The sequence below is a fragment of the Herbidospora sp. NBRC 101105 genome, from assembly GCF_030269205.1.
GTDB lineage: Bacteria > Actinomycetota > Actinomycetes > Streptosporangiales > Streptosporangiaceae > Herbidospora > Herbidospora solisilvae.
On the sequence record NZ_BSSX01000001.1, the window covers coordinates 600,196 to 626,696 of the forward strand.

Sequence of the window (26,501 nt, forward strand, 5' to 3'; positions counted from 1 at the left end):
AGTGGACTCGCAGAGCCGTACCCTTGAATGAACGACCAGGACAGGAAGAGAGCAGCAGGGATGAGTTCAGCCGGAGAGGGCCTGTCTCGTCCCCTGCCCGAGCAGGTGCGAACACACGTCGTCGAACTGGCGGCCCAGGTGCTCGGGACGATGCCCGCCGCGGGCGTGCCCGCGCCGCTGCGCGCCGTGGCCAGGTTCGAGCCGCGCAAGCGGGCCCGGCTGGGGTCGGCGCCGATAGCGGCCCAGCTCGAGAACGACAAGAAGTTCCGGGAACTGGTCGCCGAGTCGCTCACCCAGGCCTGGCCCGAACTGGTCGCCTCGCTCGCCGAGGAGACGATTCCGCCCGCCGCCGAGCCCGTGCTGGTCGCGGCGGCAGCCTATCTGACCCGGCCGCCCGGGTGGGCCTCGATGGTCGAACTGGCGCGCGAAGACCTCGACCAGGCCGCCGCCCTCGACAGCCAGCGCGAGCAGGCCGAAGGGCGGCTCAAGGAGCAGCTCGCCCAGCAGCGCACCGCCGCCAAGGAGGAGATCGACCGGGTCCGCGAGCAGCTCAGAGCGGCCCGCGCCGAGAACACCGACCTGCGCCGCAAACTCCACGACGCCCGCGAGCGGGCCAAGGCCGCCGAGCAGCGGGCCGGCGAGCTCGAGGCCGCCACGGCCGACGCCCGCGCCCGGATCGCCGGGGCCGGGGCCGCCGCCGAGACCGAGGTGCGCCGCCTCAAGGAGCGCCTGGCCGAGGCCGAGCGGCACCTGGAGGCCAGCCGCCGCGCCGCCCGCGAGGGCCGGTCGGTGGAGGACGCCCGCATCCGCGTGCTCATGGACGCCCTCGAAGACGCCGCCAAGGGCCTGCGCAAGGAACTGGCCCTGCCGACCACGATCAGCCGGCCGGCCGACTACGTGACCGCCGTCAGCGGCACCGCCCCGTCGGTGCGCGACGTGCCGGCCCGCGCGCTGGCCGACGACGACCCGCAACTGCTCGACCAGCTCCTCGCGATACCGAACCTCCACCTGATCATCGACGGCTACAACGTGACCAAGTCGGGTTACGGCACGCTCACCCTCGCCGACCAGCGGCAGCGCCTGCTGACCGGGCTCGGCGGGCTGGCCGTCCAGGTGCGGGTGGAGATCACGTGCGTGTTCGACGGCGCCGAGCTCGACGGCCCGGTCCAGGTGTCGGCGCCCCGGGGGGTGCGGGTGGCGTTCAGCGCGCCCGGTCAGATAGCCGACGACCTCATCCGGCAGATGGTCCAGATCGAGCCGCCGGGCCGCGCCATCGCGGTGGTGTCGTCCGACCGCGAGGTCGCGGTCTCTGTCCGGAAGATGGGCGCTCGTCCGGTTCCTTCCATATTGCTCCTCCGCCGCCTTGGCCGTGCGTGATCACGTCGTCGCCCCACGTGATGACCTGCGCGAATACCGGCGAATCGGTTGAGGGTACATGATCGCCTGAGTAAAGTCCCGACCCAGGTCTGTCCGGTATGGAGGGGGTTTCGGGCGTGCGTGGGCGGGTACCGGCCGTGGCTGGTTTTGCGGCGTTCGTTCTGCTTCTTCCGATCACGGGGGCGGCGGCCGATCCCAAGCCGACCATCCCCCAGGCCAAGGCCAAGCTCGCGAAGCTGAACAAGCAGGCCGACCAGTTGGTCGAGGAGTACAACCAGGCCAACGAGAAGTACAAGAAGTCGAAGAAGCAGTACGACCTGATCAACGCCGGCTTCAAGAAGCAGAACGTGAAGGTCGAGACGCTCCGGGCGGGCGTGGTGGGCCTGGCGGTCTCCAGCTACCAGACGGGCGACATCCGCAGCCTCTCGGGCATGTTCGGCACCGCGGCCCCCCAGAACGCCCTCAGCGGCATGGCGATCATCAACCAGCTCGCCACCAGCCGCCAGCTCCGGCTCACCGAGTTCGAGGACGCCATCGCGGGCCTGAAGCAGCAGCGCGACCAGCGCAAGGCGGCCTTCGAGGAGGCCGCCGAGGTCCGCGCCGACCTGGCGGCCAAGAAGAAGAAGACCGACAAGATGGTCGACGAGCAGATGAAGCTGCTCCGCGAGCTGGGCGCCTTCAACCCGGGCAACCCGCAGAGCACCGGCCAGGTCTACAACGGCCCCGCCTCCGGCAACGCCCGCGCCGCCCTCGACTTCGCCTTCGCCCAGATCGGCAAGCCCTACCAGTACGGCGGCACCGGCCCCGGCGCCTGGGACTGCTCCGGGCTCGTCCAGGCCGCCTGGCGGGCCGGCGGCGTGAGCCTGCCGCGCACCAGCTACGAGCAGTGGGCCTGGGGCAAGAACCGCCAGGTGCCGATCAGCGACCTCCAGGCCGGAGATCTGGTCTGGCACAGCGGTTTCGGACACGTCGGCCTCTACACCGGACAGGGCTCGGTCGTGCACGCGCCGCAGACCGGCGACGTGGTGAAGATCACCCCTCTTGCGCAGTACAACCCCGACAAGGCCGTTCGTCCCTAGCGTGTCGTATGGGGCTTTTTTCGGGTTCTGTGACAAGGGGTGTGACCAGAGTCACATCACCCTCCTAAATCCCGCGATATGCAGGCGTTTTCGAATAGCGCCGGAGTTTATCTGATCTTTATCTTCTGCCAAAACTTTGCCGACTTATGGCGGAGTCGGTAACTTCTGGCTTCGCGACGAGCAAGCCATGCCGTCCGCGGACAGTCCGGCGCGTAGCCGCCGATGTCTTAATAAAGATCCATGTGTCGCACGTCACGCGACACAGCCGAATCCATGCAGCCAGGAGGCATGGAGCCGGGGACCCAAAAGGTTCCCCAGCGGAGCCAGGGGTGAATCGGTGAGAATTCCGCGCCGTAGGGCTACTTCCCTGCCCGAATCCGTCAGCTAACCCGGTAGGCATCAGAGGAAGATCCAAGGAGCAATCCTGTCCACAACCCCCGCATGCCTGTCCCGCATCGCCCGCCTCTCCCTTGGCGGCGTCACGCTCACGGCCTCGGTCGGAGCGGTCGTGGCGCCTCCCGCGCGGGCCGATGAGGTGACGGTCACCGTCACGAGGAACACCACGGCGGTCCCGGCCTCGGGAGAGGCGGCGCCCGCCGCTCCCTCGGCCGCGAAGACCCAGGCCAAGAGCAGGTCCGCCAAGCGCGTCAAGAAGCTCAGCAAGGCCCAGCGCCAGCGGGTCCAGGCGAGCAAGGCGGTGGCCGTCGCGAAGAAGCAGATCGGCGACCCCTACCGGTGGGGCGCCACCGGTCCCGGCGCGTTCGACTGTTCCGGCCTGGTCCAGTTCGCCTGGCGCAAGGCGGGCGTCAAACTGCCCCGTACCACCTGGTCGCAGAAGAGCTCGGTGAAGAAGAAGATCAGCTGGAAGGCGATGCAGCCGGGCGATCTCGTGTTCACCAGCGGCGGCGGCCACGTGGGCATCTACGTCGGCCACGGCAAGATGATCCACTCCCCGAACTCCGGTTCGCGGGTGCGGATCGACAAGCTGGACACCTACCGCAAGCGCACCTTCGTGGGCGCGGTCCGGCCCGGGATCTAGACACCCCCGGCGAAGTACCGATCGGCCCCGTCCGCCTCCTTCCCGGCGGGCGGGGCCGCGGTGTTTGTACCATCCGTTGGCATGCGGTTCCTGGTGACGGTCAGTGTGCTGCTGGCCGTCCTGTCCGCCGGGCAACCCCCGAAGGTCCTGTACGGCCAGAGCTGGCCCGTCGCCGTCCACGGTCAGCATGTCCACGTGCTGGCGGCCGACCGGCGTTTCCCCGGGCTGGCCGGGGAGGCCGACCGGGCCGCCGAGGCCGTGGCGCGGGTGTGGGGCGCGCCGGTGACCGCCACCGTCCTGGCGCCCGCCACGACCGAGCGGGCCGCCGAGATCGCCCGTCCCGCCCCGGTGACCGGCATGGCCGCCCTGGCGGGCCCCGGCTTCGTGGTGATCGAGCCGCACGGCTGGGCCTCGCTCTCGGCCCAGGGGAGAGTGATCGTGCTCGCCCACGAGCTCACCCACGTCGCCACCGGGGCCGCGACCCGGCCCGACATGCCCGTCTGGCTCGTGGAGGGCTACGCCGACTACGTCGGCTACCGTGACAGCGGGCTGCCGACAGGGGTGGTGGCCGCCGAGCTCGCCGCCGACCGGCGGGCGCCACGGGAGCTGCCGACACGAGACGACTTCCGCGCGGGGGGCGCGCGGGTCCCGCAGGCCTACCAGGAGGCCTGGCTCGCCTGCCGCTACATCGCCGAGCGCTACGGCGAGGCCGCGCTGACCGCCCTCTACCGGGCGGCCCAGGCCGATCCGGCCACGGCGCTGCGGCGCACGCTGGGCGTCGGCGAGGCCGAGCTGACCGCGGCCTGGCGCGACTACGTGATACGAAGTGTTCCGGAGGCGGAGTGGAACGTACGGGGATGAAGGCCGCGGCCGTGGCCTTGGCGGGGCTCGGGGTGGCGATCGCCGCGGTGGTGGCGGTGACCACGCCGTGGCACGCGCTCGCCGCCGGCGCGCCCGAGGTGCGGCCCGATCCGGTCCGCGACTTCGGGGCCGCCGAGATCGCCCGCGCCGAGGCCTTCGACGCCGCCACCAGCCTGCCGTCCTACCTGTCGCTCGCCGTCACGCTCGTGATCGCGGGGGTGCTCGTCGCCACCCCGCTGGGGGCCCGGCTGATCGACCGGCTCCGGGGCCCCTGGTGGCTGCGGGCGCTGCTCGCGGTGGCCGGGATCTCCGTGGTCTCGCTGGCGATCCGGTGGCCGCTCGGCGTGTGGTTCGAGACGGTGCTGCGCGACTACGGCCTGTCCACCCAGAACTGGGCGACCTGGAGCGCCGACCGGCTGAAGAACTTCGGCCTCCAGCTGCTGTTGTCGGCCGTCATGGTCGTGGTGGTCATCGCGCTGGCCCGCCGGTGGCCGCGCCGCTGGTGGATCCCCGCCTCGCTCGGGGCGTTCTCGCTGACGCTGGTGTTGTCGTTCCTCTACCCGGTCGTCGTCGAGCCGGTCTTCAACGACTTCCGGCCGCTCCCGCAGGGGCCGCTGCGCGCGAGCCTGCTGGCGATGGCCGAGCGCGACGGGGTGCCGGTCGACGACGTCCTGGTCGCCGACGCCTCCCGGCGCACGACCGCGCTCAACGCCTACGTCTCGGGGTTCGGCGCGACCCGGCGCATCGTCGTCTACGACACGCTGCTGCAGGTGCCCGAGCCCGAGATCGAGCTGATCGTGGCCCACGAACTTGGCCACGCCAAGACCGACGACGTCCTCCACGGCACCCTCGTCGGGGCACTGGGGGCGGCGTTCGGGGCGTGCGGGCTGTTCGTGGCGGGCAACCTGCTGCGCCGCCGGACCGGGGTGCCGTCGCTGGGCGACCCGAAGGCGGCGGCGCTGCTGGTCGGGCTCGTCTCGCTCGGCACGGTGCTCTCGGGGCCCGCGCAGAACCTCGTCAGCCGCCACATCGAGGCCCGCGCCGACGCCCACGCCCTGGCGATCACCGAAGACCCGGTCACCTTCGCCGCCATGCAGCGCAACCTGGCCGTCCGCAACATCTCCGACCTGAGCCCGAGCCCGCTGGAGTACGTCCTCTACTCCTCCCACCCGACCTCGCCGCAGCGCATCGCGATGGCCCGGTCGTGGGCGCTCTTCCACGGCCGGCCGGTGCCGTGACCCGGGTCGTGGTGGTCACCAACGACTTCCCGCCGCGCTCCGGCGGCATCCAGTCGTTCGTGCACGCCCTGGCCGTCCGGCTGCCCGCCTCCTCGGTCGTCGTGTACGCCCCCCGCTGGGAGGGCTGCGCCGAGTTCGACGCCCGGCAGGGCTTCGAGGTGGTGCGCCACCCGACCAGCCTCATGCTGCCCACGCGGGCCGTGGCCCGGCGGGCCTGCGAGCTGATCGTCCCGGGGTCGACGGTGGTGTTCGGGGCCGCCGCGCCCCTCGGCCTGCTCGGCGGCGCGCTGCGGGCGGCCGGGGCCGGGCGGGTGGTGATGCTGACCCACGGCCACGAGGCCTCCTGGGCCCGGCTGCCGCTCGCGGGCGCGGTGCTGCGCCGGATCGGGGCGCACGCCGACGTCGTCACCTACCTCGGCGACTACACGCGGCGCCACCTGGCCGCCCGCATCCCGCCGGAGAAGCTGACGCGGCTGGCGCCCGGGGTCGACACGAACGTCTTCCGGCCCGGCGCGGGCGGCGAGCGGGTGCGGGCGGAGCTCGGGCTGGGCGAGCGGCCCGTGGTGGTCTGCGTGTCCCGCCTGGTCGCCCGGAAGGGGCAGGACCGGCTGATCGAGGCGTGGCCCGAGGTGGCGCGGGCCGTACCGGACGCCGAGTTGCTGCTGGTCGGCGGCGGGCCGGGGAGAGCGGCCCTGGAGCGCGCGGCGCGGGGGCGGGGCGACATCCGGTTCACCGGGCCGGTGCCCGACGGCGACCTGCCCGCCTACTACGACGCCGGCGACGTGTTCGCCATGCCGTGCCGGACCCGCCTCGGCGGGCTCGACGTCGAGGGGCTCGGCATCGTCTACCTGGAGGCCTCGGCCACCGGGCTGCCGGTGGTCGCGGGCGCGTCGGGCGGGGCCCCCGACGCGGTCAGGCACCGCGAGACGGGGCTGGTGGTCGACGGCGGCTCGGCACGGCAGATCGCCGCCGCGCTGATCGAGCTGCTGAGAAACCCCGAGGCCGCGCGGGCCATGGGCGCGCGCGGCCGGGAGTGGATCGAACGGGAGTGGACCTGGGACCAGGTCGCCGCCCGCTTCGGGGAACTGCTGAGGGCGCCGGTCGGTCAGCCGTAGATCTCCTCGACCTGCTTGGCGTAGTCGCGCATCACGATGTTGCGCTTGAGCTTCAGCGACGGCGTCAGGTGGCCGCTCTCCTCGGTCAGGTCGCCCTCGAGGATGACGAACTTCTTGATCTGCTCGGCCTTGGACACCATCTTGTTGGCGTTGTCGACCGCGCCCTGCACCTCGGCCCGGATCTGCTCCTCGGTCAGGTTCACCCCCGCCATCGCCTCGGGGTCGAGGGTGACCAGCGCGGCCACGAACGGCCTGTCGTCGCCGATGACCAGGACCTGGCTGATCAGGCGGTGGGCCCGGATGCTGTCCTCCAGCGGGCCGGGGGCGACGTTCTTGCCGGCCGCGGTGACCAGGATCTCCTTCTTGCGGCCGGTGATGCGCAGGTAGCCGTCGGAGTCGAGCTCGCCGACGTCGCCGGTGTGGAACCAGCCCTGGGCGTCGATGACCTCGGCGGTGGCCTTCTCGTTGTTCCAGTAGCCGCTGAAGATGTGGCGGCCCTTGACCAGGATCTCCTTGTCGTCGGCGATCCGGATCGTGACGCCGGGGAACGGCCGGCCGACGGTGCCGATCTTGTTGGCGCCGGGGATGTTGACCGTGGAGGGGGCGGAGGTCTCGGTCAGGCCGTAGCCCTCCAGGACCTCGATGCCGACGCCGCGGAAGAAGTGGCCGAGGCGCTCGCCCAGCGCCGAGCCGCCGGAGACGGCGTGGGTCAGGCGGCTGCCGGTGGCGGCCCGCAGCTTGGTGTAGACGAGCTTGTCGAAGACGGCGTGCTTGAGCCGCAGGCCGAGCCCGGCCCCGCCGTCGTTCTTCGCCTTGCTGTAGTCGATGGCGACCTGCGCGGCGGTGGCGAAGATCTTGCCCTTGCCGTCGGCGGTGGCCTTCTGCTCGGCGCCGTTGTAGACCTTCTCGAACACGCGCGGCACGCCGAGCAGGAACGTCGGCTTGAACGCCTGGAGGTCGGGCGCCACGTTCTTCATGTTCGGCGTGTGGGCCAGGACGGTGCCGGTCTCGACGGTCACGATCTCGACCATGCGGGCGAAGCTGTGCGCGAGCGGCAGGAACAGCAGCACGGCCCGCTCGTCGATGGAGAACATCTTCTCCAGCGGCCCCTGCGCCACGTTCCGCGCGGTGAACAGCAGGTTGTCGTGGGTGATCTGGCAGCCCTTCGGCAGGCCGGTGGTGCCGGAGGTGTAGATGATGGTCGCCAGGTCGTGGCCGCCCCGCGAGGCCCGGCGCTCGGCCAGGGTGTCGTCGGAGACGTCCTTGCCGGCCTCGATCAGCGCCTCGATCGCGCCCTCGTCGAAGGTCCAGACGTGGGGGAGGTCGGGGGCGGCCTCGCGCAGGGTCTCCCGGTGGCTCGCCGTCTCGGCGAACGCGCCCCGCGCGCCCGAGTCGGAGACGATCCAGCGCACCTGCTCGGTGGAGCTGGTCTCGTAGATCGGCACGCCGACGCCGCCGGCCGCCCAGATGGCGTAGTCGGCGATCGTCCACTCGTATCGGGTGCGGCTCATCAGGGCGACCCGGTCACCGGGCTCGACGCCGGTGGCGATGAGGCCCTTGGCGACCCCGGCGACCTTCTGCCGGAACTCCGCGGCGGTCACCGGCCGCCACTCGGCGCCGTCCTGCACCTTCATCACGACGGCGCTGGGCGTGTCGGCGGCCCGCTGGAACACCGCGTCGGTGCAGTTGGCCGACAAGGGAACGTCCACCAGCACGGGAACGGTGTACTCCTGCACGGTCACTCCTCATGAGACCCGGCTCGGTCAGGTTTCCCGGGACGCTACCGCGTGACACGAGATAGGGATAGAGCCGTCACACAGGCGTTATCCGGTCAATCGCAAGGTATCAGTCCGTGACTGCCCGAACGCCCACCGGCACCAAATCGGGACCAATCGCTTGCTCGGGAATATCATGTCGGCCATGCGCATCAACGTCGTGAGCGACGTCCACGGCCGTGCCGACGCCCTCGCCAAGGCGGGGGTCGGCGCCGACGCCCTGATCTGCCTCGGGGACCTGGTGCTGTTCATCGACTACGCCGACACCTCCCAGGGCATCTTCCCCGACCTGTTCGGCCACGAGCGCGCCGCCGAGTACGTCCGGCTGCGCACCGAGAAACGGTTCGACGAGGCCAGGGCCCTGTCGGCGGTCCTGTGGGCCGACCTCGGCGGCGACCCCCGCGAGCACATCGAGAAGGCGGTCCGGGCCCAGTACGCCGACCTGTTCGCCGCCATGCCGGTGCCCTCCTACCTGACCTACGGCAACGTCGACGTGCCGTCGTTGTGGCCCGACTACGTGCGGGAGGGGCAGCACGTCCTCGACGGCGAGACGGCCGAGATCGGCGGCCTGACCTTCGGTTTCGTGGGCGGCGGGCTGCAGACCCGCTACCGCACCTCCTACGAGCTCCCCGACGAGGTCTACGCCGCCAAGGTCGCCGCCCTCGGCCCGGTCGACGTGTTGTGCACCCACATCCCCCCGGCGGTCCCCGACCTGCTCTACGACGTGGTGGCCAAGCGGTTCGAGCGGGGCAGCGAGGCCACCCTCGACTACATCCGGACTTATCAGCCCCGCTACGCCCTCTTCGGGCACGTCCACCAACCTCTGGCGCCGAGGACACGAATAGGGCGTACCGAATGCCTGAATGTCGGGCATTTCCGGGGACGCGGGACACCGTTCACCCTGGACCTGTGAGCTAAGGTCGGCTGCATGGCTGATCGCACCACGTCGAGCATCGTGATCGGCGCGAGCCGGTCGACAATCCTGGCCGTCATCGCCGACTTCCCCTCCTATCCGGAGTGGGCCGGGCAGGTGAAGTCGGCGCAGGTCCTCACGACCGGCGGCGACGGCCGGCCGGCGACCGTCCGGTTCGTCCTCGACGCGGGCGTGATCAGCGACGACTACGTGCTCGCCTACGACTGGTCCGACGAGCTCGTGAGCTGGCGCATCGCCGAGGCCGGGAAGATGGTGTCCGGCCTGACCGGCAGCTACCGCCTGGCCGACGAGGGCGCCTCGACCGAGGTCACCTACGAGCTGGCGGTCGACCTGAAGGTCCCGATGATCGGCATGATCAAGCGCAAGGCCGAGAAGGTCATCATCGACACGGCCCTGAAGGGGCTGAAGAAGCGCGTCGAGAAGGCATGAGGACCCTCCTCTTCACGGGGAAGGGCGGCGTCGGCAAGACGACGGCGGCCGCGGCCACCGCGACCCTCGCCGCCCGACGCGGGCTCAAGACCCTCGTCGTCTCGACCGACACCGCCCACTCGCTGGCCGACGCGCTCGCGGCCACCCCGTCGGGTGAGCCCGCCGAGGTCGCCCGCGGCCTCTACCTCCAGCAGGTCGACACCCAGAAGGCCATGGAGCGCCACTGGGGCGACCTGCAGGAATACGCGCGCGGCCTGTTCAGCGAGCTGGGCCTCGACGCCATCACCTCCGAAGAGGTGACCGTGCTGCCCGGCGCCGAGGAGATCATCGCGCTGCTGGAGCTGCGCGAGCAGGCCCGCACCGGCCGCTGGGACGTCGTCGTGGTCGACTGCGCGCCCACCGCCGAGACCCTGCGCCTGCTGGCGCTGCCCGAGGCGCTCGACTGGCACGTGACCCGGCTGCTGCCGATCGGCCGCCGGGTGATGCGCGCCGCCGCCCCCGTGATCCGCGCCGTCGCCAAGATCAGCGCGCCCGAAGAGGGCGTGCTCAACGCGGGGGAGCGGCTCCACAAGGGCCTGATGGAGGTGCGCGTCCTGCTGACCGGCGACGACGCGTCGGTCCGGCTGGTGCTCACCCCCGAGGCGGTGGTGGTCGCCGAGGCCCGGCGCACGCTCACCTCTCTTTCCCTGTACGGATACCGCGTCGACGCCGTCATCGCCAACCGCGTCTTCCCCGAGGGCGGGGCCGACCCGTGGCGGGCCGGATGGGTCGAGGCGCAGGCCCGCCAGATGGAGACGGTGCGCGAGTCGTTCGAGCCGCTGCCGATCCTGCGGGTGCCCTACCTGCCCGGGGAACCGGTCGGCGTCGAGGCCCTGGCCGTCGTCGCCGAGGAGCTCTACGGCACCGCCGACGCGTTCGGCCCGGTCACCGGCGAGCCGCCGCTGCGCTTCACCGCCGACGAGGTGGTGCTCTCGCTGCCCCTGGCCGGCAAGAACGACATCGACCTGGCCCGCAAGGCCGACGAGCTGATCATCACCGCCGGGCCCTACCGCCGGGTCATCGCGCTGCCCGCCGCACTGGCCCGCCGAGAGGTCGCGCAGGCGGCGCTCCGCGACGGCCGCCTCCGGGTACGGTTCGAGATATGACGGAAAGCAACGAACGTCCCGACCCCTTCGGCTCGGCCGCCGACGAGGCGTTGAAGCTGCTCGACGCGCTGCAGCAGCGGGTCGGCCGGGAGCTCGGCAAGGGCTTCGTGAAGGGCGCCTTCTCCGGGGTGACCGGCACCACCCAGCGCCCCCGCACGACTTCCGCCCCGCAGGATGTGTGGAGCGAGGCGGTTTCAGGGCATGATCACGAGGAGTACATCTGCCGGGCTTGCCCGGTTTGCCGGGTGATCGCGGCCCGACGGGACGCCGGCGGCGACGTGAGCGACCATCTGATGGCGGCGGGAAGCGAGTTGCTCGCGGCCTTCCGGCAGGCGGTCGACACCCTGCAGCGCCCGGCGACTCCGCGCGGGCCGGCCGATCCGGCGGGTGACTCGAAGGTAGAGCACATCGATCTGGGCTGAGCCTGACGGGAGAGACGACATGGCGCTGACCATCGGCATCGACATCGGCGGCACCAAGGTCGCAGCGGGGGTGGTCGACGCCCACGGCCTGATCGTCGAGAGTCTCCTCAAGCCGACCCCGGCCGACAACCCCGCCAAGGTCGCCGAGACCGTGGCCGAGGCGATCAAGGAGCTGGCCGACTCGTACGAGGTCGAGGCCGTCGGCGTCGGCGCCGCCGGGTTCATCGACGAGACCCGCAGCGTCGTCCGGTTCGCGCCCAACCTCGCCTGGCGCGAGGAGCCCCTCCAGCGCAAGCTCACCGAGATGACCGGCCTGCCCATCGTGGTCGAGAACGACGCCAACGCGATGGCGTGGGGCGAGTTCCGCTTCGGCGCGGGCCGGGGCGAGAGCCATCTCATCGCCGTCACGGTCGGCACCGGCATCGGCGGCGGCCTCATCCTCGGCGGCTCGGTCTACCGGGGGCGCTGGGGGATGGGCGGCGAGCTCGGCCACATGCAGACCGTGCCCGACGGCGTGCGGTGCGGCTGCGGCAACCTCGGCTGCTGGGAGCAGTACGCCAGCGGCAACGCGCTGGTCCGCGACGCCCGGCGGATGGCCGCCGACGACCCCGACCGGGCCGCGGTGCTGCTCAAGCTGGCCGGGGGCACCCCCGAGAGCATCGAGGGCCGCGAGGTCACCGACGCCGGCCGGGCCGGCGACCCGGTCGCCCTCGACGCGTTCGCCACCATGGCCCGCTGGATCGGCCAGGGGCTGGCCGACCTGGCGTCCATCCTCGACCCCGGCTGCTTCATCCTCGGCGGCGGCGTCTCCAACGCCGCCGACCTCTGGCTCGACCAGGCCCGCGAGGCCTTCGCCGAACGCCTGACCGGCCGGGGCCACCGCCCCGTCGCCGAGGTGCGGCTGGCCGAACTCGGCGCCTCCGCCGGCGTGGTGGGCGCGGCTGATCTGGCCCGGTTGCCCTGATCCGCGTCGCCACCTACAACCTGCACGGGCTGCGCGACTCCCGCGCCGCGCTGGCGCGGGTGGTGCGCGCGCTGGCCGCCGACGTGCTGTGCGTGCAGGAGCGCGGCCTCGGCCTCGCCTTCTCCCGGCTGACCGGCCTGGAACCGGCCTGCCACTCCCGCTTCTCGGGGGTGGCGGTGCTGGTCAGGCCGGGTGTACGGGTCGTGCACGCCGAACACCGCCGGCTGCGCTGGTTCCCGGGCCTCGAACGCCGGTCGATGGCGGTCGCCGTGGTCGAGGCCGAGGGAGTGCGCCTGGCCGCGGTCTCCTTCCACCTCGACCTCCACGCGGGGGCCCGGCTGGCGCACGCGGTGGAGATCGTGCGCCGGACCGAGTCGGTGGCGGCCCGCTTCGACGCGGTGCCGGTCCTGGCGGGCGACCTGAACGAACTGCCGGAGGCGGCGGCGTGGCGACACCTCGCCTCGCGGTACGACGAGGGCGGCGACGGGCCGACCTTCGCGGGCAAGCGCATCGACGCGATCTTCACCGGGCGCGGCGTGGCGGCGCTCGCGCGGGGAGTCGCGGGCGCGGACGAGGCCGACCTCACGGTCGCCTCGGACCACCGGCCGGTAGTGACCGACCTGCGGCTTGCGTGAACTCGTTGAACGTGCCCTCCCGGCGGATGCCGTGCCAGCGCAGCCGCACCCCCAGCAGCGCCGTCGCCAGCGACTGGATGACCACCAGATACATGAGCTGGCGGTAGACGAACTGCTGGAGCGGCAGGATCCACAACGCGGAGGCGCGTTCGCCGTCCAGGAGCAGGGCGTACCAGCCGATCAACCCCTGTACCAGGACGAAACCGGCCCAGGCCGCCACGACCGGCAGAGGGTCGTCCACGGCGATGGCGTGGATCGCCATGAGGTCGACGACGGGCGCCAGCAGAGGCAGCAGCACGTGGAACAGCGTCAGGTAGCCCAGGCAGCGGCGGCCGAACGGGTTGCGCTCCACGACCGCGCGCCGGTGTTTCCACATCGCCTGGAGAGTGCCGTAGCACCAGCGGTACCGCTGTCTCCACAACTCGCCGAGCGACGCGGGCGCCTCGGTCCAGGCCACCGCGTTCTCCTCGTAGACCACACGCCACCCGGCCCGGCACAACGCCATCGTCAGGTCGGTGTCCTCGGCCAGCGTGTCGCCGCTGACCCCGCCCAGCGCCACCAGCGCCGAACGCCGGAACGCCCCGACGGCCCCGGGCACGGTCGCCATGCAGTCGAGCAGTTCGAAGGCGCGGCGGTCGAGGTTGAAGCCGATGACGTACTCGATGTGCTGCCAGCGGCCGATCGCGCCGCGCCGGTTGCCGACCTTGGTGTTGCCGCTCACCGCGCCGATCGCCGGGTCGGCGAACCGGCGGACCAGGCGGCCGATCGTGGCGCGTTCGAAGACGGTGTCGCCGTCGACCATGATGAGCAGCTCGTGCGAGGCCTGCGCGATGCCGGTGTTGAGCGCGGCCGGCTTGCCGCCGTTGGGGCGGCGGATCACCCGCACACCGGGAAACCCGGGTGCGGCCGCCAGGTCGGCGGTGCCGTCGGTCGAGCCGTCGTCGACGACGAGGATCTCCAGTTCGCCCCGGTAGGAGGTGGCGACCAGGGAGCGGAGCGTCGCCTGGATGCCCGCCGCCTCGTTGTACGCGGGCACGATCACGGTCACCGGGGGAGGGATCGGCCATCCGCCCACCGCGTTCCTCCGTCTCGTGCCCCCGCGCGTGCGGTGCGCGTGCACGCCCGCGAGCACGATGAAGAAGCCGAACCGCCCCAGCGTGAGCGCACCGGCGATGAACAGCGCCCAGCGCAGCACGCCGGTGAAGGTCTCCGAGGCGCGCTGGGCCAGGTTGAGGGCGGCGCCGAAGAACCGGTCGACCGCGCCGGCCCGCCGGTGCGCCGACGGCATGCCGATCGCCTCGGTCACCGTGACGGCCCGGTAGTCCTCGCCCTTCAGCCTCTCCAGGACCAGATCGAGGGCCTCGACGGTCTGCCGCCGGTCGCCGCCGGAATCGCGCATCGTGACGACCGCGCCCTCGCCCCCGGCGGGCAGCGACGACGCCACGATCTCGGCCGTGCCGGGGCGGCTCCAGTCCTTGGCGTCGAGGTCGGTCAGGACGACGAGGTGGCCCTCGGCCGCAAGTTCCTTCATGGCGGCCCACTGGAGGTCGGTGACCACCGGGGGCGCGGGGGAGTGGGGCGGCCGGGCCAGCGTCGTGTGCAACCCCGTCGCTCCGGCCAGCGCCCGCTGCGTGAGCGAGGACTCCAGCCGCAGCCGCCAGGCGGGCACGGCCGCCAGGTCGGCGTGCGAATAGGTGTGGTTGCCCAGTTCGTGGCCCTCCGCGACGATGCGCCGCGCCAGATCGGGGTGCCTGGCGACCTTCGACCCGACCACGAAGAAGGTGGCCTTGGCGCCGTGCCGGGCGAGCACGTCGAGGACCTGGGGGGTCCACTCGGGATCGGGGCCGTCGTTGAACGTCAGCGCGACCGTCCTGCCCGGCAGCCGCACGCTGGCGGGCCGGTCTCCCGTGACGTTGACGACGGGACCGCCACGCCGGACCTCGGCCGCCTCGGCGGACGCGAAACCGGCGGGCGGGCCCGGCCGCGTCTCACCGACGACGTTGGCCGCGTATCCGTCGAGCGTCAGCGCGGCGGCGACCACCAGGAGGCCGGCGGCGACCAGGAACCAGTGCCCCCGGGGGCCGGACGGCAGGCCGTTGGCCGTGGCGGTCCTGGCCACCGGCGGCCGGCGTCGCCCGCGCGGTGAGCGCCCTTTGGGCGGAGGTCTCGTTCCGCGCGAATCCTGACCGTCGCCGGACCGGGAGGGGCGCGCGCGGCCGGAGCGGGTGCGCGTCATCGGGCCGCCTGGTCATGGTCTGGGGTCGTGGTGCCCGGGCCGAGTGGTCGGCTGCCGTTGGTGAGGCGGGTGGCGGGATCGGTGGCTGAGCCGCCGGTGGGTTCGGTCGTCACACCGGTCGTGGGTTGTGCGGTGGGGCCGTCGGGGGAGGGGTTCGTCGTGCCGCCTGGGGTGGGGGCGGTCGTGAGGTCGGGCGCCGCGGCGCTCGGGGAGCCGGAAGGAGGCTCTGGCCGCCGGTGTGGCGCAGGGTCGCGCGAGGGCCGCGGGCTGAGCTTGGGCCGGGGGCTGCTCCGGGGTCGCGGGCGCGCCGACGGCGAGACCGGGCGGGCGGTGCTGACGGCCGGACGGTTCCCCAGGCGGGCCGTCGGCGTCGGTCGCTCCGGCCGGCTCGGGCGGGCTTCCCTGGCGGGATCGGGTGTGGCCTTGTCGGCGGGCCCACCGCGCGAATCGCCCGGCCATCCGAACCCCGAGAGCCCCGTGTCGGAGAACAGGCCGCCGACCAGGATCACGACCAGTGCCACGAGCGGGATGCCCGACCCGATCGACACCATCGTCATCAACCGGCGGCGGCGGCCGCTCTGATCCACGAAGACGGCTTTTGTCGGATATTCCTCAGGAAGCACGAGTAAATGGTAGTGACACGGATAACGCGGGGATGACCGATCCCATTCGAGAAAAGGTTGCGATTCGGAATTTCGGGGAGCGATCCTGGCCGCTGTCCCGGGCTGACGACCTGCGGAATCTGACAAGTCTTCAATGTCGGACTTTGTCGTTTTTCGCGATCGAGAAGAATACGGCCGGCCCGATCGTCCGGCCTATTCTCTGTTAGTCGCCGTCATCGGGGTGAACGGCGAATCCGCCGGGTTCCGGGCGCCGATCCGGTCCGCCGTGCGGGTCCAGGGGGACGCGGCCGCGTGGGCCGGTTGTCTCGCGATTGCCGAAGTCCTTCCCCTGACCTGGGTGGTTCTGGGGTTTGAGGTTGGCGATCTAGGCCTGGATGGGGGCTCTCGGAGGTGGTCTTGACCGGGGGAATTCCGTCCTATCGCCCGCGGGGGCCGTGCGTCCCCGTACGATTTGTTCATGCCCCGCCGCTTGATGCGGTGTGCGGTGCCGTTGTGTGTGTTCCTCGCCGGTCTGCTGGCCGGCCAGCTCCCGCTCGCACCATCGCTCGCGCACGTGTCCACCGCCTCCGCCTGGTCCGCGACCGTTCCCGAAGAGGTCGTGCGGCAGGCCTCGTCGGCGCGCCTCGGCCGGGACGCCGCGCTCGCCGACGTCAGCGGGGTGTCCGGCACGGCCGTCTGGGCCGTCGGGCAGACCGGGTTGTGGGACGTCTGGCGCAACCGTGGCATCGTCACCCGCTGGAACGGCGCCTCCTGGACCGAGGTGCCCACACGGGGCGACGCCACCGGGGCCGGGCCGCTGCGCTCGGTCAGCGCGGTCTCCGACAACGAGGTGTGGGTGGTCGGCGACGGCCACGACGGCGTGCCCTACGTCGGGCGGGGCGGCGGCAGCGGCATCGACCGGGTCGTGGTTCCCCAGGTCAGGGCAGGCGACTGGTTGCGTGCCGTGGCGGCCGAACCCGGCAAGGCGGTGATCGTCGGCAGCCGCGGCGGGCGGGTGCTCGTGGTGACGAGCGGGCCCGCGTGGAAGGTGCACGAAGGCCCCGACGGCGTCCTCCACGGCGTCGCGCTGCGCGGCAAGGACGGCTGGGCCGTCGGCAACAACGGCGACGAGCCGCTGATCCTGCGGATGGCGGGCGGGGCCTGGAAGCCGGTGAGCCTGCCCGGCATCGAGGGCGGCTACCTGCGCGACGTCTACATCACCAGCGCCAAACGCGCGGTCGCGGTCGGCGGCGTGTTCACCGAAGACGGCACCACCTTCCCGCTGATCCTGCGCTGGGACGGCCGCAAGTGGCACCGCGAGACCCTGCCCGCCGGCGACGCCGAACTCTACGGCGTGACCGGCGACGGCAAGGGCGGCTACTGGGCGTCGGGCTACGACGCCGAACGTCCGGGCGAGGCCTTCCTGCTCCGCTACACCGACAAGAAGTGGAAGCCCCTGCGCGGCGAGGCCGGCGCGGGCGACCGGTCGGTTCGGCTCCAGGCGGTCGTCCGGACCGACGACATGACGATGGCCGTCGGCCACGTGCTCGCCGACGACCACTACAGCGACCTGGTCGAGACCTTCGGCCCGGCGGCCGGCTCACCCGTCCGTTAGGGCGGCCGGGCTCAGATCACGGCCCCGTCGTCCCACCCCGAGTCGTTGGGCGGGCCGTCGCCCATGCGGACCACCAGCGCCACGAAGCCGCCGATGAACGAGGCCACCGCCGTGAAGACGATCCACGGGTCCATCGGGAGCTTCAGCATCGCGGCCAGCAGCAGGTAGGCGGGCCCGCCGAACAGGGCCGTCCAGGCCACCCGGGTCACCAGGTCGGCCTTCGGCAGGGGTGGCGGAGGCGGCGGGACGTAGTGGTCGTGGTCGTCGTCTTCGGCCGGTTCGTCGCCCGTCTCGTCGCGGGGCTCGTCGACCTCGTCGACCTCGTCGAGCTCTTCGGGCGTGGGCTTGGGCGTCGGCTCCTCGCCGTCCGGGACGTTCTCCCGGTCGGGCCATGGCCGGTCGGCCGGATCGTCTCCGGCGCTCTCGTTGAATGAGGCGACGATTTGACGCCAGACCTCGTCTTCGTCACTCTGCGGCGTCACATCGATCCCAGGTCACAGGTCTTTGGTCAAGGGTACCGAGGCGTGCGTGCGGACGAAGTCGAGGCTCCCCGAGAAGATGAGCGGGGCGTCGTTGTCGAGTGTCGCCACGTGATAGCTGTTCACGCACTCCCGGATTTCCAGGTTCTCTCCCATTCTGTCGCGCAGGAACGCCACGCTGGCCTCTTTGACCACATGATCTTCCGGGGAACGGTAGACGAGCACCGGCTGGGTGATCTTCGACAGCTGCGACTGCGTGAGGCGCCAGAGCTTCGGCAGCGTGGCCGCCGCCCGCACCGGCGTTCTCGTGTACGCCAGCTCGGTCGCCCCCGCCTTCTTGATGTCGTTGGCCACCCCCGCCACCGAGGGCAGCAGCCACTTGAGGACCGGCGCGAAGTTCAGCGCCGGGTTGTCGTTCACGACCGACGGGTTGACCAGCACCAGGCCCCGCACGGCGGGGCCGTGCACCTCGGCCAGCCGCAGGCCCATGCAGCCGCCCATCGACAGGCCCATCACGAAAACGTCCGCGCACTTGGACTTCAGCACCGTGAAGGCCCGGTCTATTTCGGCGTACCAGTCCTCCCAGCGGGTTCGATTCATTTCCTGCCAGGTGGTTCCATGCCCCGGCAATCGGGGCAGTGAGACCGTCAGCCCGGCATCCGCGAGGTGTTCACCCCACGGGCGCAGCGACTGTGGCGTCCCCGTGAAGCCATGGCAGAGCAGCACCCCGACCGGTCCGCCCTCGTGATGGTAGGGCTCCGCGCCCGGCAACAACGGCATGGCACCTCCCGATGGGAAATATGCCCGATAGTCGCACGTTAAGGCGTAGTCGTGCGAGGGGAGTCGGCGTGGCAAGATGACACGAACAGATGGCACAGGCAATGCCGAGAGAAGGAGCCCCTGAGTGTTCTACTGGGTGGTCAAGGCCATCCTCTGGCCCTTCCTCCACTTCGTCTTCCGCCCATGGGCGGAAGGGGTGGACAACGTGCCGAAAGAGGGGCCGGTCATCCTGGCCGGAAATCACCTGTCGTTCGCCGACCACTTCTTCGGGGCGCTGTTCCTGCCCCGCAAGGTCATCTCCCTCGGCAAGTCCGACTACTTCACCGGTTCCGGCCTGAAGGGCCTGGTCAGCCGGGCGTTCTTCTCCGGGGTCGGCACCGTCCCGATCGACCGGTCGGGCGGCAAGGCCAGTGAGGCCGCGCTCAACACCGGCCTGCGGGTGCTGCGCGAGGACAACGTGCTGGGCATCTACCCCGAGGGCACCCGCTCGCCCGACGGCCGCCTCTACAAGGGCAAGACCGGCGTGGCCCGGCTCGCCCTGGAATCGCGGGCGCCGGTCATCCCGTGGGCGATGGTCAACACCTTCGAGATGATGCCGCCCGGCCGGCTCGTCCCCAAGCTCGGCATCCGTCCCGGCGTCCGCTACGGCAAGCCGCTCGACTTCTCCCGTTACTACGGGATGGAGAACGACTTCCACGTGTTGCGGGCGGTCACCGACGAGATCATGTACGCCCTCATGGAACTCTCCGGTCAGGAATACGTCGACAAGTACGCGGCCAGCGCGAAGGTCGAGATGGTCCGCGCCGCGAAGGCGGCCAAAGAGAACCAGTGATCTACTTTGTAAAGGGCCCGGGCTTCGTCAAGTCCGGGCCCTTCACCGTGTTCAGCGCTTCCAGAAGGGCTTCGGCTCCGGGGCGCCGCCCGTCAGCCGGGTCAGCAGCTCCTCGGTCTTGGCCCAGCCGCGCGCGAGGTCGAAGTCGGCCCGTTCGGCCCATTCGAGCTCGCTGGCCAGCGCGGTCAGCTCGTGGTGCCCGCCCACCATCTGGGCGGCCACCCGCAACCGGCTGGCCAGGTCGGCCAGGTAGCGGCGGCGCTCGTCGTCGGGCCGCCCCTTCGCCTGGGCCAGCCGGGTCAGCTCGCCCTCCAGCAGCGGGACGATGCCGCTCAGGTCGGTCTGCGGCGCCTGCTCCCGGCCCGGGTGGGGCATCATGCGGTCCATTCCGCCACCTCCGCCGCCGAACGCCCGGCGCAGCCTGCCCGCGGCCTTCGGAGCCGAGCGCGGCATCGGCGGGGCCATGGGCGGGGACATCGGCGCCGGCATCGGCGGAGGGCCGCCGGGTGCGGCGGGCGGCGGGGCGCTGAACCCCAGACTGGCCTGGGCCATCATCGGCATCACGCCACCGGCGGCGGTCAGCTGGACGGGCGCGGCCGCCTCCCAGCCCGCCGGGGTCTCCACCGGCTGGATCACCTGGTGGACGGGCGGGCCGTCGCCGACCACCCGCTCGTCGACCGCCACGAACGCGGTGAACCGGCAGAGCACCCCGAACGCCAGCGACGTCTCGACGATGCGCTTCTCCAGGGTGTGCTCGCCGATCGTGTACCGGTCCTCCAGCCGCCGCAGCTCGGCGCGCGCCCAGATCGCGCGGACGGCCGGGTTGGCGCTCTCCCGCGCGGTCACGGTCTCGGACCAGGGGGTGGCCGCCTGGCCGCGTACCGAGATCGAGGCCTGTCCGGACGCCGCCCGGTAGCGGCCGAAAGCGGTGAGCGGGACGCCCGGGAACACCGAGCCGACGTGGGTGACACCGGAGACGGTCAGGCCCTCGGGGTGGAGGGTCACGTCGGTGACCAGGGGCGCGCCGATGCGGCGGTGGATGTGCTCCATCGCGGCGTCGAGGCGGTCCTCCGACTCGACCAGCTCGCAGCGGCCGCCGCCGAGCAGCGCCAGGCGGCCCAGGAAACCGGCGTTGACCGCCTGGTCGATGCCGACCGTGTGGACCCGGACGTCGCCGGTGAGCCGCGCGCCGACGCGCTCGATGATCTGGTCCTCGTTGCCGACCTGGCCGTCGGTGACCATGACCAGCACCCGGTCGCGGCGGGGGTCGGCCAGCAGGTCGAGCGCGGTCTCCAGCGGCCGGAGCATCTCGGTGCCGCCCCGGGCCTCCAGGCGGGCCAGGTGCTCGACCGCGCGGTAGCGGGTGCGGTCGCTCGCCTCGGCCAGGCCGGGGAAGGGCTGCTCGACGACGTGGTCGAAGGAGATCACCGCGAACCGGTCGTCGGCGGTGAGGGTGTCGACGATCCGGGCGGCGGCCCGGCGGGCGGCGACCATCTTCCAGCCCGACATGCTGCCCGACCGGTCGAGCAGCAGCACCACGTCGCGCGGCGTGCGCCGCTGCGCCACGTCGGGCGGCAGGACGGTCAGCGCGAAGGTGCCCTCCTCGCCCTCGGCGTCGGGGGTGAGCGTGAGGGAGGTCGAGGCGGCGTAGCGGAACCGGAGGATGAAGTCGCGGTCGAGCCGCTCGCCCGGCCGGACCGTGAGGGTGTCGCCCTCGCGGTCGACGTCGTGCAGGCTGCTCTGGATCTCGGTGATGTCGAGCCCGGCCGGGTCGACGGTCACGCTCAGGCCGAGGCGGACCGGGTTCGGGAAGCCGGGCAGCAGCACCGGCGGCGTGATCCGGGAGGCGTCGGGGACCGCGTCGGTGTCGGGTTCGACGCCGGGCCCGGCGGGCTCGCCGTCGAAGGGAGCGCCCGGGATGTAACGCGGGGCCACGACCAGCGGGAAGCGGAACTCGGCCGCGCCGTCCTCGTAGGGCAGGGGCTGGCTCAGGTCGAGGTGGACGGTCACCCGCTCGCCCGGCACGATGTTGCCGACCCTGATGGCGAAGACGTCGGGCCGGTCCTCCTCGGCGATGGCGGCCCGCCGGCCCTCGTGGAGGGCGCGGGTGTAGTCGGCCCGCGCCTGACCGCGCTCCTTCAGCACGCCCTCGACAACGTGGCCGTCGGCCTCCATGCGGAACGCGGTGACGGCCGCGCGCGGCGGCAGCGGGAAGACGTAGGTCGCTTCGAGCGGCACGTCGTGCGGGTTGCGGAACCCCTGCACGACCGCGACCCCGGCGGTGAGGGCCGAGACGGAGGCGCGGACGTCGACCGACTCCAGGGGCAGGTTGCCCTTCTCGGTCTCCAGGGCGCCGAACCCCGCGTCGGGAACCGGCAGCACCTCATCGGGCCTGATCGGCGTGATGGGAACGGTCATGACGGGATCCCTTCGGTGAAACCGAGCTCGGTCAGGAGGTCGATCAACGGTTGCGCGGCCACGGTGACGGCCGCGTGCTCGTCGTCGGTGAGCGGGCGGGAGAGCAGCAGAGCCGCCTCCGGGGTCAGGCTGACGCCGTGGAACACGGGCGGGAAGATCGGGCGGGGCGGCGACGGGAGCGGCGGGGTGGCCCAGAACCGGGGCCGGGATTCCACGGGGGCCTGCCGGGCCGGCGGGCGGTTCGGCGCCGGGCCCGCCCGCCCGCCGACGTCGCCGGCGGCGGTCCTTTCGGATTCCCGGCTCTCACGGGAGGGTCCGTCGCCCGCGAGACTCCCGGCGTCACGCGGATGGACGGAGCCGTTGGCCGGGAGCGTGGCCGGGTCGCCCGCTTCCGGCGCGGGCCCGGTGCCCGGAGGTCTTCCTGCCTGGTTTTCGGGGAGTGTGGCCGGGTCGCCCGCTTCCGGCGCGGGCCCGGTGCCCGGAGGTCTTCCGGCCCCGTTGCCCGGGAGCGCGGCAAGGTCGCCCATGTCCGGCGTGGGCCTGGTGCCTGTGGGTCTTCCGGCGTCGTGGGTGCTCAGGGAGGTCGCGCGGCCGCCCGCCAGGGCGGCGAGGTGGTCGTCGGTCGCGCCGAGGAGTTCACGCTGGATGGCCGCGTTGGACGCGCCTTCGGCCTGGCGGCGCTTGACCGCCACCAGCTGCAGAAGGTGCCGTCGGCCGTAGAGGGCGATCCGGCCGCGCCGGGCGAGGGGCGGGTCGAGGAGGCCGATCGTCGTGTAGTAGCGGATCAGGCGTTCGTTCGGCACGTCGCTGACCCGGCCGTTGGCAGGCGCCAGCCCGGCGAGCGCGGCGGTCGCGCGCTCGGCCAGTTCGGCGATGGTCCAGGTCTCGTCCATACCTCCACAGTGACACTGTCACGATGACACTGTCAACTAGGGAATACGGGCGATTCGTCCACTGTTGTGCGGAATAGACCGACTTATGTGGGAGGGAGATCCGCTTTCATGGCTTCGATCACCAGCCTTCTGAGCGCGGAAGACAAGAAGGTCACGGCTGAGGCGCTTCAGGGGGCGCTTGTCGATCTGCTGGACCTGTCGTTGCTCGGCAAGCAGGCCCATTGGAACATCATCGGACGGTCGTTCCGTTCGCTGCACCTGCAGCTCGACGAGATCGTCAGTCTGGCGCGCGACAGCGCCGACAGTGTGGCCGAGCGGGCCATCGCCATCGGCGTCAACCCTGACGGCCGGGCGCGCACGCTGGCCGAGCACACGCACCTGCACCAGCTCGACCCCGGTTACATCGAGGACGGCAAGGTCATCGCCGCGATGACCGACATCCTGGAGTCGATCGTGCGCCGCATGCGCGAGCGCATCGAGGCGACGGAGAAGAGCGACCTGCTCACCCAGGACCTCCTGATCGGGATCTGCCGGGAGCTGGAGAAGCAGCACTGGATGATCCAGGCCCAGCGCTGACCCCCGACCGAGACGGCCGCCGCGCCTGACGTGATTGGCTGGATCCTTTCAGGAGCGGCGGCGCCAACCTGGGTCACCGGGAACCGATGCCGCGGTCTTTCGAGACCGCGGCATCGGTGTGTTCAGAGCAGGCGTCTGGCCAGGTCGGTCACCGAAGGTGGGGCGGCCAGCAGCACCTTCAGCGGGTCCCATCGCGGCCCCGGTTCGAGGCCCGCGGCGGCCAGGGCCTCCTCCCACCGGCCGCCGTCGCGGGCGGCCTCCTCCAGCTTCCCCAGCACGCTGCCACCCGACAGGCGCGACAGCAGGTGCGGCCAGCGGACCGTGAGCGCGGCCAGTTTCGCCACCTCGGCATCGGAGGCGGCGCGTTCCCCGGCCAGCCGCTGGCGGTAGGTGACGAACGAGTAGAAGCGGAAGACGTTCACATAGCGCTTGAGCTCGCGCGGGTTGGACGCCGTCAGCACCGGCAGCGCGCCCCGGATGGCCCGGTAGGCGTTCTCGTCGCTGTAGAGGTCGTCGAACACACGGTCGGCGGCCAGGCGGGTCTCCGCCCACAGGCCGCCGAGCGCCGAGGTCTCGCCCTCCGCCACGGCCACCGTGTCCTGGGCCGCGCGGGCCGCCTCGTCCAGGGTGTCGACCCGGGCGCCGGAGCCCCGGATCTGCCGCTCGATGCGGGCCACCATCGCCAGGTCGACCGACGGGCGGACCGGGGCGGCGACCGGCGCGCGGCGCTGGGCCGGAATGTCCATCAGGGCGCGCACGTATTCGGGCAGGCGGGCGTCCTCGTCCAGCAGGGGCACCCGCAGCGGCAGCTGGACGATCTTCTCCAGGAACCGCCAGCCGAGGTCCTCGCGCAGGTGGGCGGGCATGCTCTCGGCCAGGTCGCGGTAGGCCACCTCGACGTGTGCGGCCACCACCTCGGGCTCCATGGCCAGCACGAACACGCAGTTGGGGAACTCTCCGGCCAGGAACAGGTTGATCGCCTCGATCACCTGGGCGACCGCGCCCGACGAGCAGCGGTCGAGGTCGTCCACGAAGACCACCAGGGGACGCTCGGAGGTGGCGACCAGGTCGAGCACATGGCCCATGTCGGTCTGGACGAGATGCAGGAAGCCCGTCCGCGCCCCGTAGCCCGGCCCGTCCCCGCTCAGCGGATCGGGCGCCCGGACCAGCGACGCGAAGGCCGACTCGGCCGATTCGGTGAGGAAACGCGCCAGGCGTACAGAGGCCGCGAAGACCGCGGCCACCGCGCCGCCCGAGGCGAGCGCGCCGGCCGCGCCGGACAGGACCGGGAGCAGCGGCGCGGCCAGCAGGGACGCGCCCGACAGCAGCAGCGTCAGGACCAGCCCCAGCAGCGCCGGGCCGAGCCGCATGAGCGCCAGGTGGTAGGCGCGGCGGCGGACCGCCTCGCGGTCGACGCGGGCCAGGTTGAGCCGGAGCCAGAAGCGCTCCCGCTCGGCGCGGGGCAGCCGGCCGGTGATCTGGGTGATGATCTCGTGAGCCAGCCCGGCCCAGACCTGCTCGTCGTTCTGGTACATCCACGGGTTGAACCAGACCGTCGGACGCCAGCTCCCCGAGGCCGCCTCGACCGGCGCGGACGCCCCCTCGGACTCCTTGGCGGCGGCCCGGACCTCGGCGTTGGTGACGCCCTCGGCGGTCCGGCTCCCCGGCCAGAGCCGGGCCAGCAGCCGGATCAACCGGGCCGGCGGGCGGGCCGGGAGGCTGCGGGGCAGCCGCAGCTCGCGGGCCTTCCCGGCCGGGGCGCCGGGGTCGAGCTCCTCCTGGATCATCCGCATCAGCGAGGTCTTGCCGGTGCCCCAGGGGCCCTTGACCCCGATCGTCAGCGGCGGCCGGGTCTCGGCGTGCCGGATGAACGCGGCGATGGCCTCGGCGTAGACGCGGTGGCCGAGATGGTCGTCGACGGTCCACCGGTCGGGGGTCAGCCGGGCGCGGGGGCGGGTGGCCCGGCGGCGGGCCCGCCAGCGGCGCAGCGCGCCCGGCAGGGTGGCCCGCTCGTCGTCGTCGAGCCGGGCCCGGCCGAAGACGGCCACCGCGGGGTGGCTGAACGGTTCACCCAGCAGGCCCCACTCGGCGAGCTCGGTGCGGCCCTTCCTGGTGCCGCCGAGCACCTCGGCCACCTCGCCGGTCAGCCGCTCTCCCTCGGCCAGCAGGCTGCCGCGCCGCAGCAGCAGTTGCGCCTCCGCCGACAGGTGCTCGTCGTAGATCCGGGCGACCGCCTGCTCGGCCGACTTCGGCCGGGGGCCGCCCAGCATCGCGGCGGCCCGCTCGAACACCGTGGGCAGCGTGCCCGGCACGGTGCCGCGCACCGCCACCGCCACGTCGAGCGCCTCCGGCGAGGTCAGCAGGTGGGGCAGGAACTCGGCGTGCTCGCCGAAGGCCGCCAGGGCGTGGGCCAGCAGGTCGGCGACCGAGACCACGCCGTCGCCGCCGAGGTCGGCGTCGAAGGTCAGCAGCCCGTCGGCGACCACCTCCGTCAGGGACGGCGCCCCCGGCCGCACCTCCGTACCGAGGGCCAGGCCCGTGGTCAGCGCGGCGGCGGCGATGCCCGGCGGGGTCAACAGCGCGCTGACGGTCTGCTCGTCGGGGGAGGCGCTGCCGATCCACCCGAAGTCGACGATCATCAGCACGGCCGAGGCGGTGGTCTCGCCGACGGAGGCCCCGAACCGCTTCACCAGCGTCGCGAAGTCGGCCCCCGACCAGGTCGCGGTCGACGGCCAGCGCACCAGCAGCAGGTCGCCCGGCCGTCCGGAGGCGAGGAACGCGGCCAGCCGTTCGTGGTCGCGCCGCCCCGACGGGCAGGTCTCGACGGCGTAGCCGGACGATCTGAGGGCACTGGCCAGCCGGCGGCCCGGTGGGTCCTGGTCGAGGAAGACGAGGGCGCGGCGCGAGGTGACGGCGGGCGCGAGCACGTCTCCTGGAGGAAGGGGCATGGCCGATCACTCTAGAAATGGTCCAGCTCTCCGCCGCCCGTGGTTTGGGCAAAGTTTTAGCGTGGGACCCGCGCCGATTCCCCGTAAGTTCACGTCACTCGGTTCGACT

23 protein-coding genes and 1 riboswitch are annotated in these 26,501 nt (G+C 72.3%); of the genes, 15 read left to right on the forward strand and 8 right to left on the reverse strand.

Annotated features, from left to right (window positions below):
* Positions 1 to 60 precede the first annotated feature (60 nt).
* The 6 genes from QSK34_RS02745 to QSK34_RS02770 all read left to right on the forward strand — a co-directional run bounded on the left by QSK34_RS02745 (position 61) and on the right by QSK34_RS02770 (position 6,709).
* Positions 61 to 1,377, forward strand: a complete 1,317-nt coding sequence (locus tag QSK34_RS02745; protein ID WP_285579508.1) for an NYN domain-containing protein — start codon at positions 61 to 63, stop codon at positions 1,375 to 1,377.
* A 137-nt stretch (positions 1,378 to 1,514) separates the two neighbouring features.
* Complete coding sequence (locus QSK34_RS02750; protein ID WP_285579510.1) at positions 1,515 to 2,456, forward strand: C40 family peptidase; 942 nt, start codon at positions 1,515 to 1,517, stop codon at positions 2,454 to 2,456.
* Positions 2,457 to 2,709: 253 nt separating this feature from the next.
* A riboswitch (cyclic di-AMP (ydaO/yuaA leader) is annotated at positions 2,710 to 2,870 on the forward strand.
* Positions 2,871 to 2,964: 94 nt separating this feature from the next.
* A complete protein-coding gene (locus QSK34_RS02755) occupies positions 2,965 to 3,495 on the forward strand; it encodes a C40 family peptidase (protein ID WP_285579512.1) in 531 nt (176 codons plus the stop codon).
* 81 nt (positions 3,496 to 3,576) lie between these two features.
* Positions 3,577 to 4,356, forward strand: a complete 780-nt coding sequence (locus tag QSK34_RS02760) for a gluzincin family metallopeptidase (RefSeq protein WP_285579514.1) — start codon at positions 3,577 to 3,579, stop codon at positions 4,354 to 4,356.
* The gene (locus QSK34_RS02765) at positions 4,353 to 5,594 is read left to right on the forward strand and encodes a M48 family metallopeptidase (RefSeq protein ID WP_285579516.1); all 1,242 of its coding nucleotides are present in this window, start codon (positions 4,353 to 4,355) and stop codon (positions 5,592 to 5,594) included. Before QSK34_RS02760 ends, QSK34_RS02765 begins: the two co-directional genes overlap by 4 nt.
* The gene (locus QSK34_RS02770) at positions 5,591 to 6,709 is read left to right on the forward strand and encodes a glycosyltransferase family 4 protein (protein WP_285579518.1); all 1,119 of its coding nucleotides are present in this window, start codon (positions 5,591 to 5,593) and stop codon (positions 6,707 to 6,709) included. Before QSK34_RS02765 ends, QSK34_RS02770 begins: the two co-directional genes overlap by 4 nt.
* Here the strand turns inward: QSK34_RS02770 and QSK34_RS02775 are convergent.
* A complete protein-coding gene (locus QSK34_RS02775; protein ID WP_285579520.1) occupies positions 6,700 to 8,445 on the reverse strand; it encodes an AMP-dependent synthetase/ligase in 1,746 nt (581 codons plus the stop codon). The two genes, QSK34_RS02770 and QSK34_RS02775, sit on opposite strands and share 10 nt — an antisense overlap.
* A 184-nt stretch (positions 8,446 to 8,629) precedes the next feature.
* Here QSK34_RS02775 and QSK34_RS02780 point away from each other — a divergent pair, with 184 nt between their 5' ends.
* Genes QSK34_RS02780 through QSK34_RS02805 form a run of 6 tightly spaced genes read left to right on the forward strand, consistent with a single transcriptional unit; the run spans position 8,630 to position 13,013 of the window.
* Positions 8,630 to 9,397, forward strand: a complete 768-nt coding sequence (locus tag QSK34_RS02780) for a metallophosphoesterase family protein (protein ID WP_285579522.1) — start codon at positions 8,630 to 8,632, stop codon at positions 9,395 to 9,397.
* Between the two features lie 15 nt (positions 9,398 to 9,412).
* Positions 9,413 to 9,847 (forward strand): SRPBCC family protein, encoded by a 435-nt coding sequence (locus QSK34_RS02785; RefSeq protein WP_285579524.1) that lies wholly within the window; start codon positions 9,413 to 9,415, stop codon positions 9,845 to 9,847.
* Positions 9,844 to 10,992, forward strand: coding sequence for an ArsA family ATPase (locus QSK34_RS02790; RefSeq protein ID WP_285579526.1), 1,149 nt, complete (start codon positions 9,844 to 9,846; stop codon positions 10,990 to 10,992). The genes QSK34_RS02785 and QSK34_RS02790 overlap by 4 nt, the downstream gene beginning before the upstream one ends.
* Positions 10,989 to 11,414 carry a DUF5304 family protein gene (locus QSK34_RS02795; protein WP_161480157.1) on the forward strand — a complete coding sequence of 142 codons (426 nt, stop codon included), beginning with the start codon at positions 10,989 to 10,991 and terminating at the stop codon, positions 11,412 to 11,414. Before QSK34_RS02790 ends, QSK34_RS02795 begins: the two co-directional genes overlap by 4 nt.
* A 19-nt stretch (positions 11,415 to 11,433) precedes the next feature.
* Complete coding sequence (locus tag QSK34_RS02800) at positions 11,434 to 12,378, forward strand: ROK family glucokinase (protein ID WP_285579527.1); 945 nt, start codon at positions 11,434 to 11,436, stop codon at positions 12,376 to 12,378.
* Positions 12,379 to 12,437: 59 nt separating this feature from the next.
* Positions 12,438 to 13,013 (forward strand): endonuclease/exonuclease/phosphatase family protein, encoded by a 576-nt coding sequence (locus QSK34_RS02805; RefSeq protein WP_285579529.1) that lies wholly within the window; start codon positions 12,438 to 12,440, stop codon positions 13,011 to 13,013.
* Here QSK34_RS02805 and QSK34_RS02810 read toward each other — a convergent pair.
* Entirely contained in the window at positions 12,961 to 15,132 is a 2,172-nt protein-coding gene (locus tag QSK34_RS02810) for a bifunctional polysaccharide deacetylase/glycosyltransferase family 2 protein (RefSeq protein WP_285579531.1), read from the reverse strand. The genes QSK34_RS02805 and QSK34_RS02810 overlap by 53 nt on opposite strands.
* Positions 15,133 to 15,245: 113 nt before the next feature.
* Complete coding sequence (locus tag QSK34_RS02815) at positions 15,246 to 15,872, reverse strand: hypothetical protein (protein ID WP_285579532.1); 627 nt, start codon at positions 15,870 to 15,872, stop codon at positions 15,246 to 15,248.
* Between the two features lie 457 nt (positions 15,873 to 16,329).
* On the opposite strand from QSK34_RS02815, the gene QSK34_RS02820 reads away from it, so the two are divergent.
* Positions 16,330 to 17,466 carry a hypothetical protein gene (locus QSK34_RS02820; protein WP_285579534.1) on the forward strand — a complete coding sequence of 379 codons (1,137 nt, stop codon included), beginning with the start codon at positions 16,330 to 16,332 and terminating at the stop codon, positions 17,464 to 17,466.
* An 11-nt stretch (positions 17,467 to 17,477) separates the two neighbouring features.
* On the opposite strand, the gene QSK34_RS02825 is transcribed toward QSK34_RS02820, so the two are convergent.
* Complete coding sequence (locus QSK34_RS02825) at positions 17,478 to 17,948, reverse strand: hypothetical protein (protein ID WP_285579536.1); 471 nt, start codon at positions 17,946 to 17,948, stop codon at positions 17,478 to 17,480.
* A 12-nt stretch (positions 17,949 to 17,960) separates the two neighbouring features.
* Positions 17,961 to 18,725 carry an alpha/beta hydrolase gene (locus QSK34_RS02830; RefSeq protein WP_285579538.1) on the reverse strand — a complete coding sequence of 255 codons (765 nt, stop codon included), beginning with the start codon at positions 18,723 to 18,725 and terminating at the stop codon, positions 17,961 to 17,963.
* Between the two features lie 124 nt (positions 18,726 to 18,849).
* On the opposite strand from QSK34_RS02830, the gene QSK34_RS02835 reads away from it, so the two are divergent.
* A complete protein-coding gene (locus QSK34_RS02835; RefSeq protein ID WP_285579540.1) occupies positions 18,850 to 19,557 on the forward strand; it encodes a lysophospholipid acyltransferase family protein in 708 nt (235 codons plus the stop codon).
* 51 nt (positions 19,558 to 19,608) lie between these two features.
* On the opposite strand, the gene QSK34_RS02840 is transcribed toward QSK34_RS02835, so the two are convergent.
* The gene (locus QSK34_RS02840) at positions 19,609 to 21,975 is read right to left on the reverse strand and encodes a VIT domain-containing protein (protein WP_285579542.1); all 2,367 of its coding nucleotides are present in this window, start codon (positions 21,973 to 21,975) and stop codon (positions 19,609 to 19,611) included.
* Complete coding sequence (locus tag QSK34_RS02845) at positions 21,972 to 22,868, reverse strand: MerR family transcriptional regulator (protein ID WP_285579544.1); 897 nt, start codon at positions 22,866 to 22,868, stop codon at positions 21,972 to 21,974. Before QSK34_RS02845 ends, QSK34_RS02840 begins: the two co-directional genes overlap by 4 nt.
* A 108-nt stretch (positions 22,869 to 22,976) precedes the next feature.
* Here QSK34_RS02845 and QSK34_RS02850 point away from each other — a divergent pair, with 108 nt between their 5' ends.
* Complete coding sequence (locus QSK34_RS02850; RefSeq protein ID WP_161480147.1) at positions 22,977 to 23,444, forward strand: Dps family protein; 468 nt, start codon at positions 22,977 to 22,979, stop codon at positions 23,442 to 23,444.
* A gap of 122 nt (positions 23,445 to 23,566) precedes the next feature.
* Here QSK34_RS02850 and QSK34_RS02855 read toward each other — a convergent pair whose 3' ends face one another.
* Positions 23,567 to 26,392 carry a KAP family P-loop NTPase fold protein gene (locus QSK34_RS02855; RefSeq protein ID WP_285579547.1) on the reverse strand — a complete coding sequence of 942 codons (2,826 nt, stop codon included), beginning with the start codon at positions 26,390 to 26,392 and terminating at the stop codon, positions 23,567 to 23,569.
* Between the last annotated feature and the right edge of the window lie 109 nt (positions 26,393 to 26,501).

What these genes read in the sequence shown, in the direction of transcription:
- QSK34_RS02745 (WP_285579508.1), top strand. Translation starts at nt 61, where the DNA reads ATGAGTTCAGCCGGAGAGGGCCTGTCTCGTCCCCTGCCCGAGCAGGTG.
- QSK34_RS02760 (WP_285579514.1), top strand. Translation starts at nt 3,577, where the DNA reads ATGCGGTTCCTGGTGACGGTCAGTGTGCTGCTGGCCGTCCTGTCCGCC.
- QSK34_RS02765 (WP_285579516.1), top strand. Translation starts at nt 4,353, where the DNA reads ATGAAGGCCGCGGCCGTGGCCTTGGCGGGGCTCGGGGTGGCGATCGCC.
- QSK34_RS02780 (WP_285579522.1), top strand. Translation starts at nt 8,630, where the DNA reads ATGCGCATCAACGTCGTGAGCGACGTCCACGGCCGTGCCGACGCCCTC.
- QSK34_RS02785 (WP_285579524.1), top strand. Translation starts at nt 9,413, where the DNA reads ATGGCTGATCGCACCACGTCGAGCATCGTGATCGGCGCGAGCCGGTCG.
- QSK34_RS02790 (WP_285579526.1), top strand. Translation starts at nt 9,844, where the DNA reads ATGAGGACCCTCCTCTTCACGGGGAAGGGCGGCGTCGGCAAGACGACG.
- QSK34_RS02795 (WP_161480157.1), top strand. Translation starts at nt 10,989, where the DNA reads ATGACGGAAAGCAACGAACGTCCCGACCCCTTCGGCTCGGCCGCCGAC.
- QSK34_RS02800 (WP_285579527.1), top strand. Translation starts at nt 11,434, where the DNA reads ATGGCGCTGACCATCGGCATCGACATCGGCGGCACCAAGGTCGCAGCG.
- QSK34_RS02820 (WP_285579534.1), top strand. Translation starts at nt 16,330, where the DNA reads ATGCCCCGCCGCTTGATGCGGTGTGCGGTGCCGTTGTGTGTGTTCCTC.
- QSK34_RS02830 (WP_285579538.1), bottom strand. Translation starts at nt 18,725, where the DNA reads ATGCCGTTGTTGCCGGGCGCGGAGCCCTACCATCACGAGGGCGGACCG.
- QSK34_RS02840 (WP_285579542.1), bottom strand. Translation starts at nt 21,975, where the DNA reads ATGACCGTTCCCATCACGCCGATCAGGCCCGATGAGGTGCTGCCGGTT.
- QSK34_RS02845 (WP_285579544.1), bottom strand. Translation starts at nt 22,868, where the DNA reads ATGGACGAGACCTGGACCATCGCCGAACTGGCCGAGCGCGCGACCGCC.
- QSK34_RS02850 (WP_161480147.1), top strand. Translation starts at nt 22,977, where the DNA reads ATGGCTTCGATCACCAGCCTTCTGAGCGCGGAAGACAAGAAGGTCACG.
- QSK34_RS02855 (WP_285579547.1), bottom strand. Translation starts at nt 26,392, where the DNA reads ATGCCCCTTCCTCCAGGAGACGTGCTCGCGCCCGCCGTCACCTCGCGC.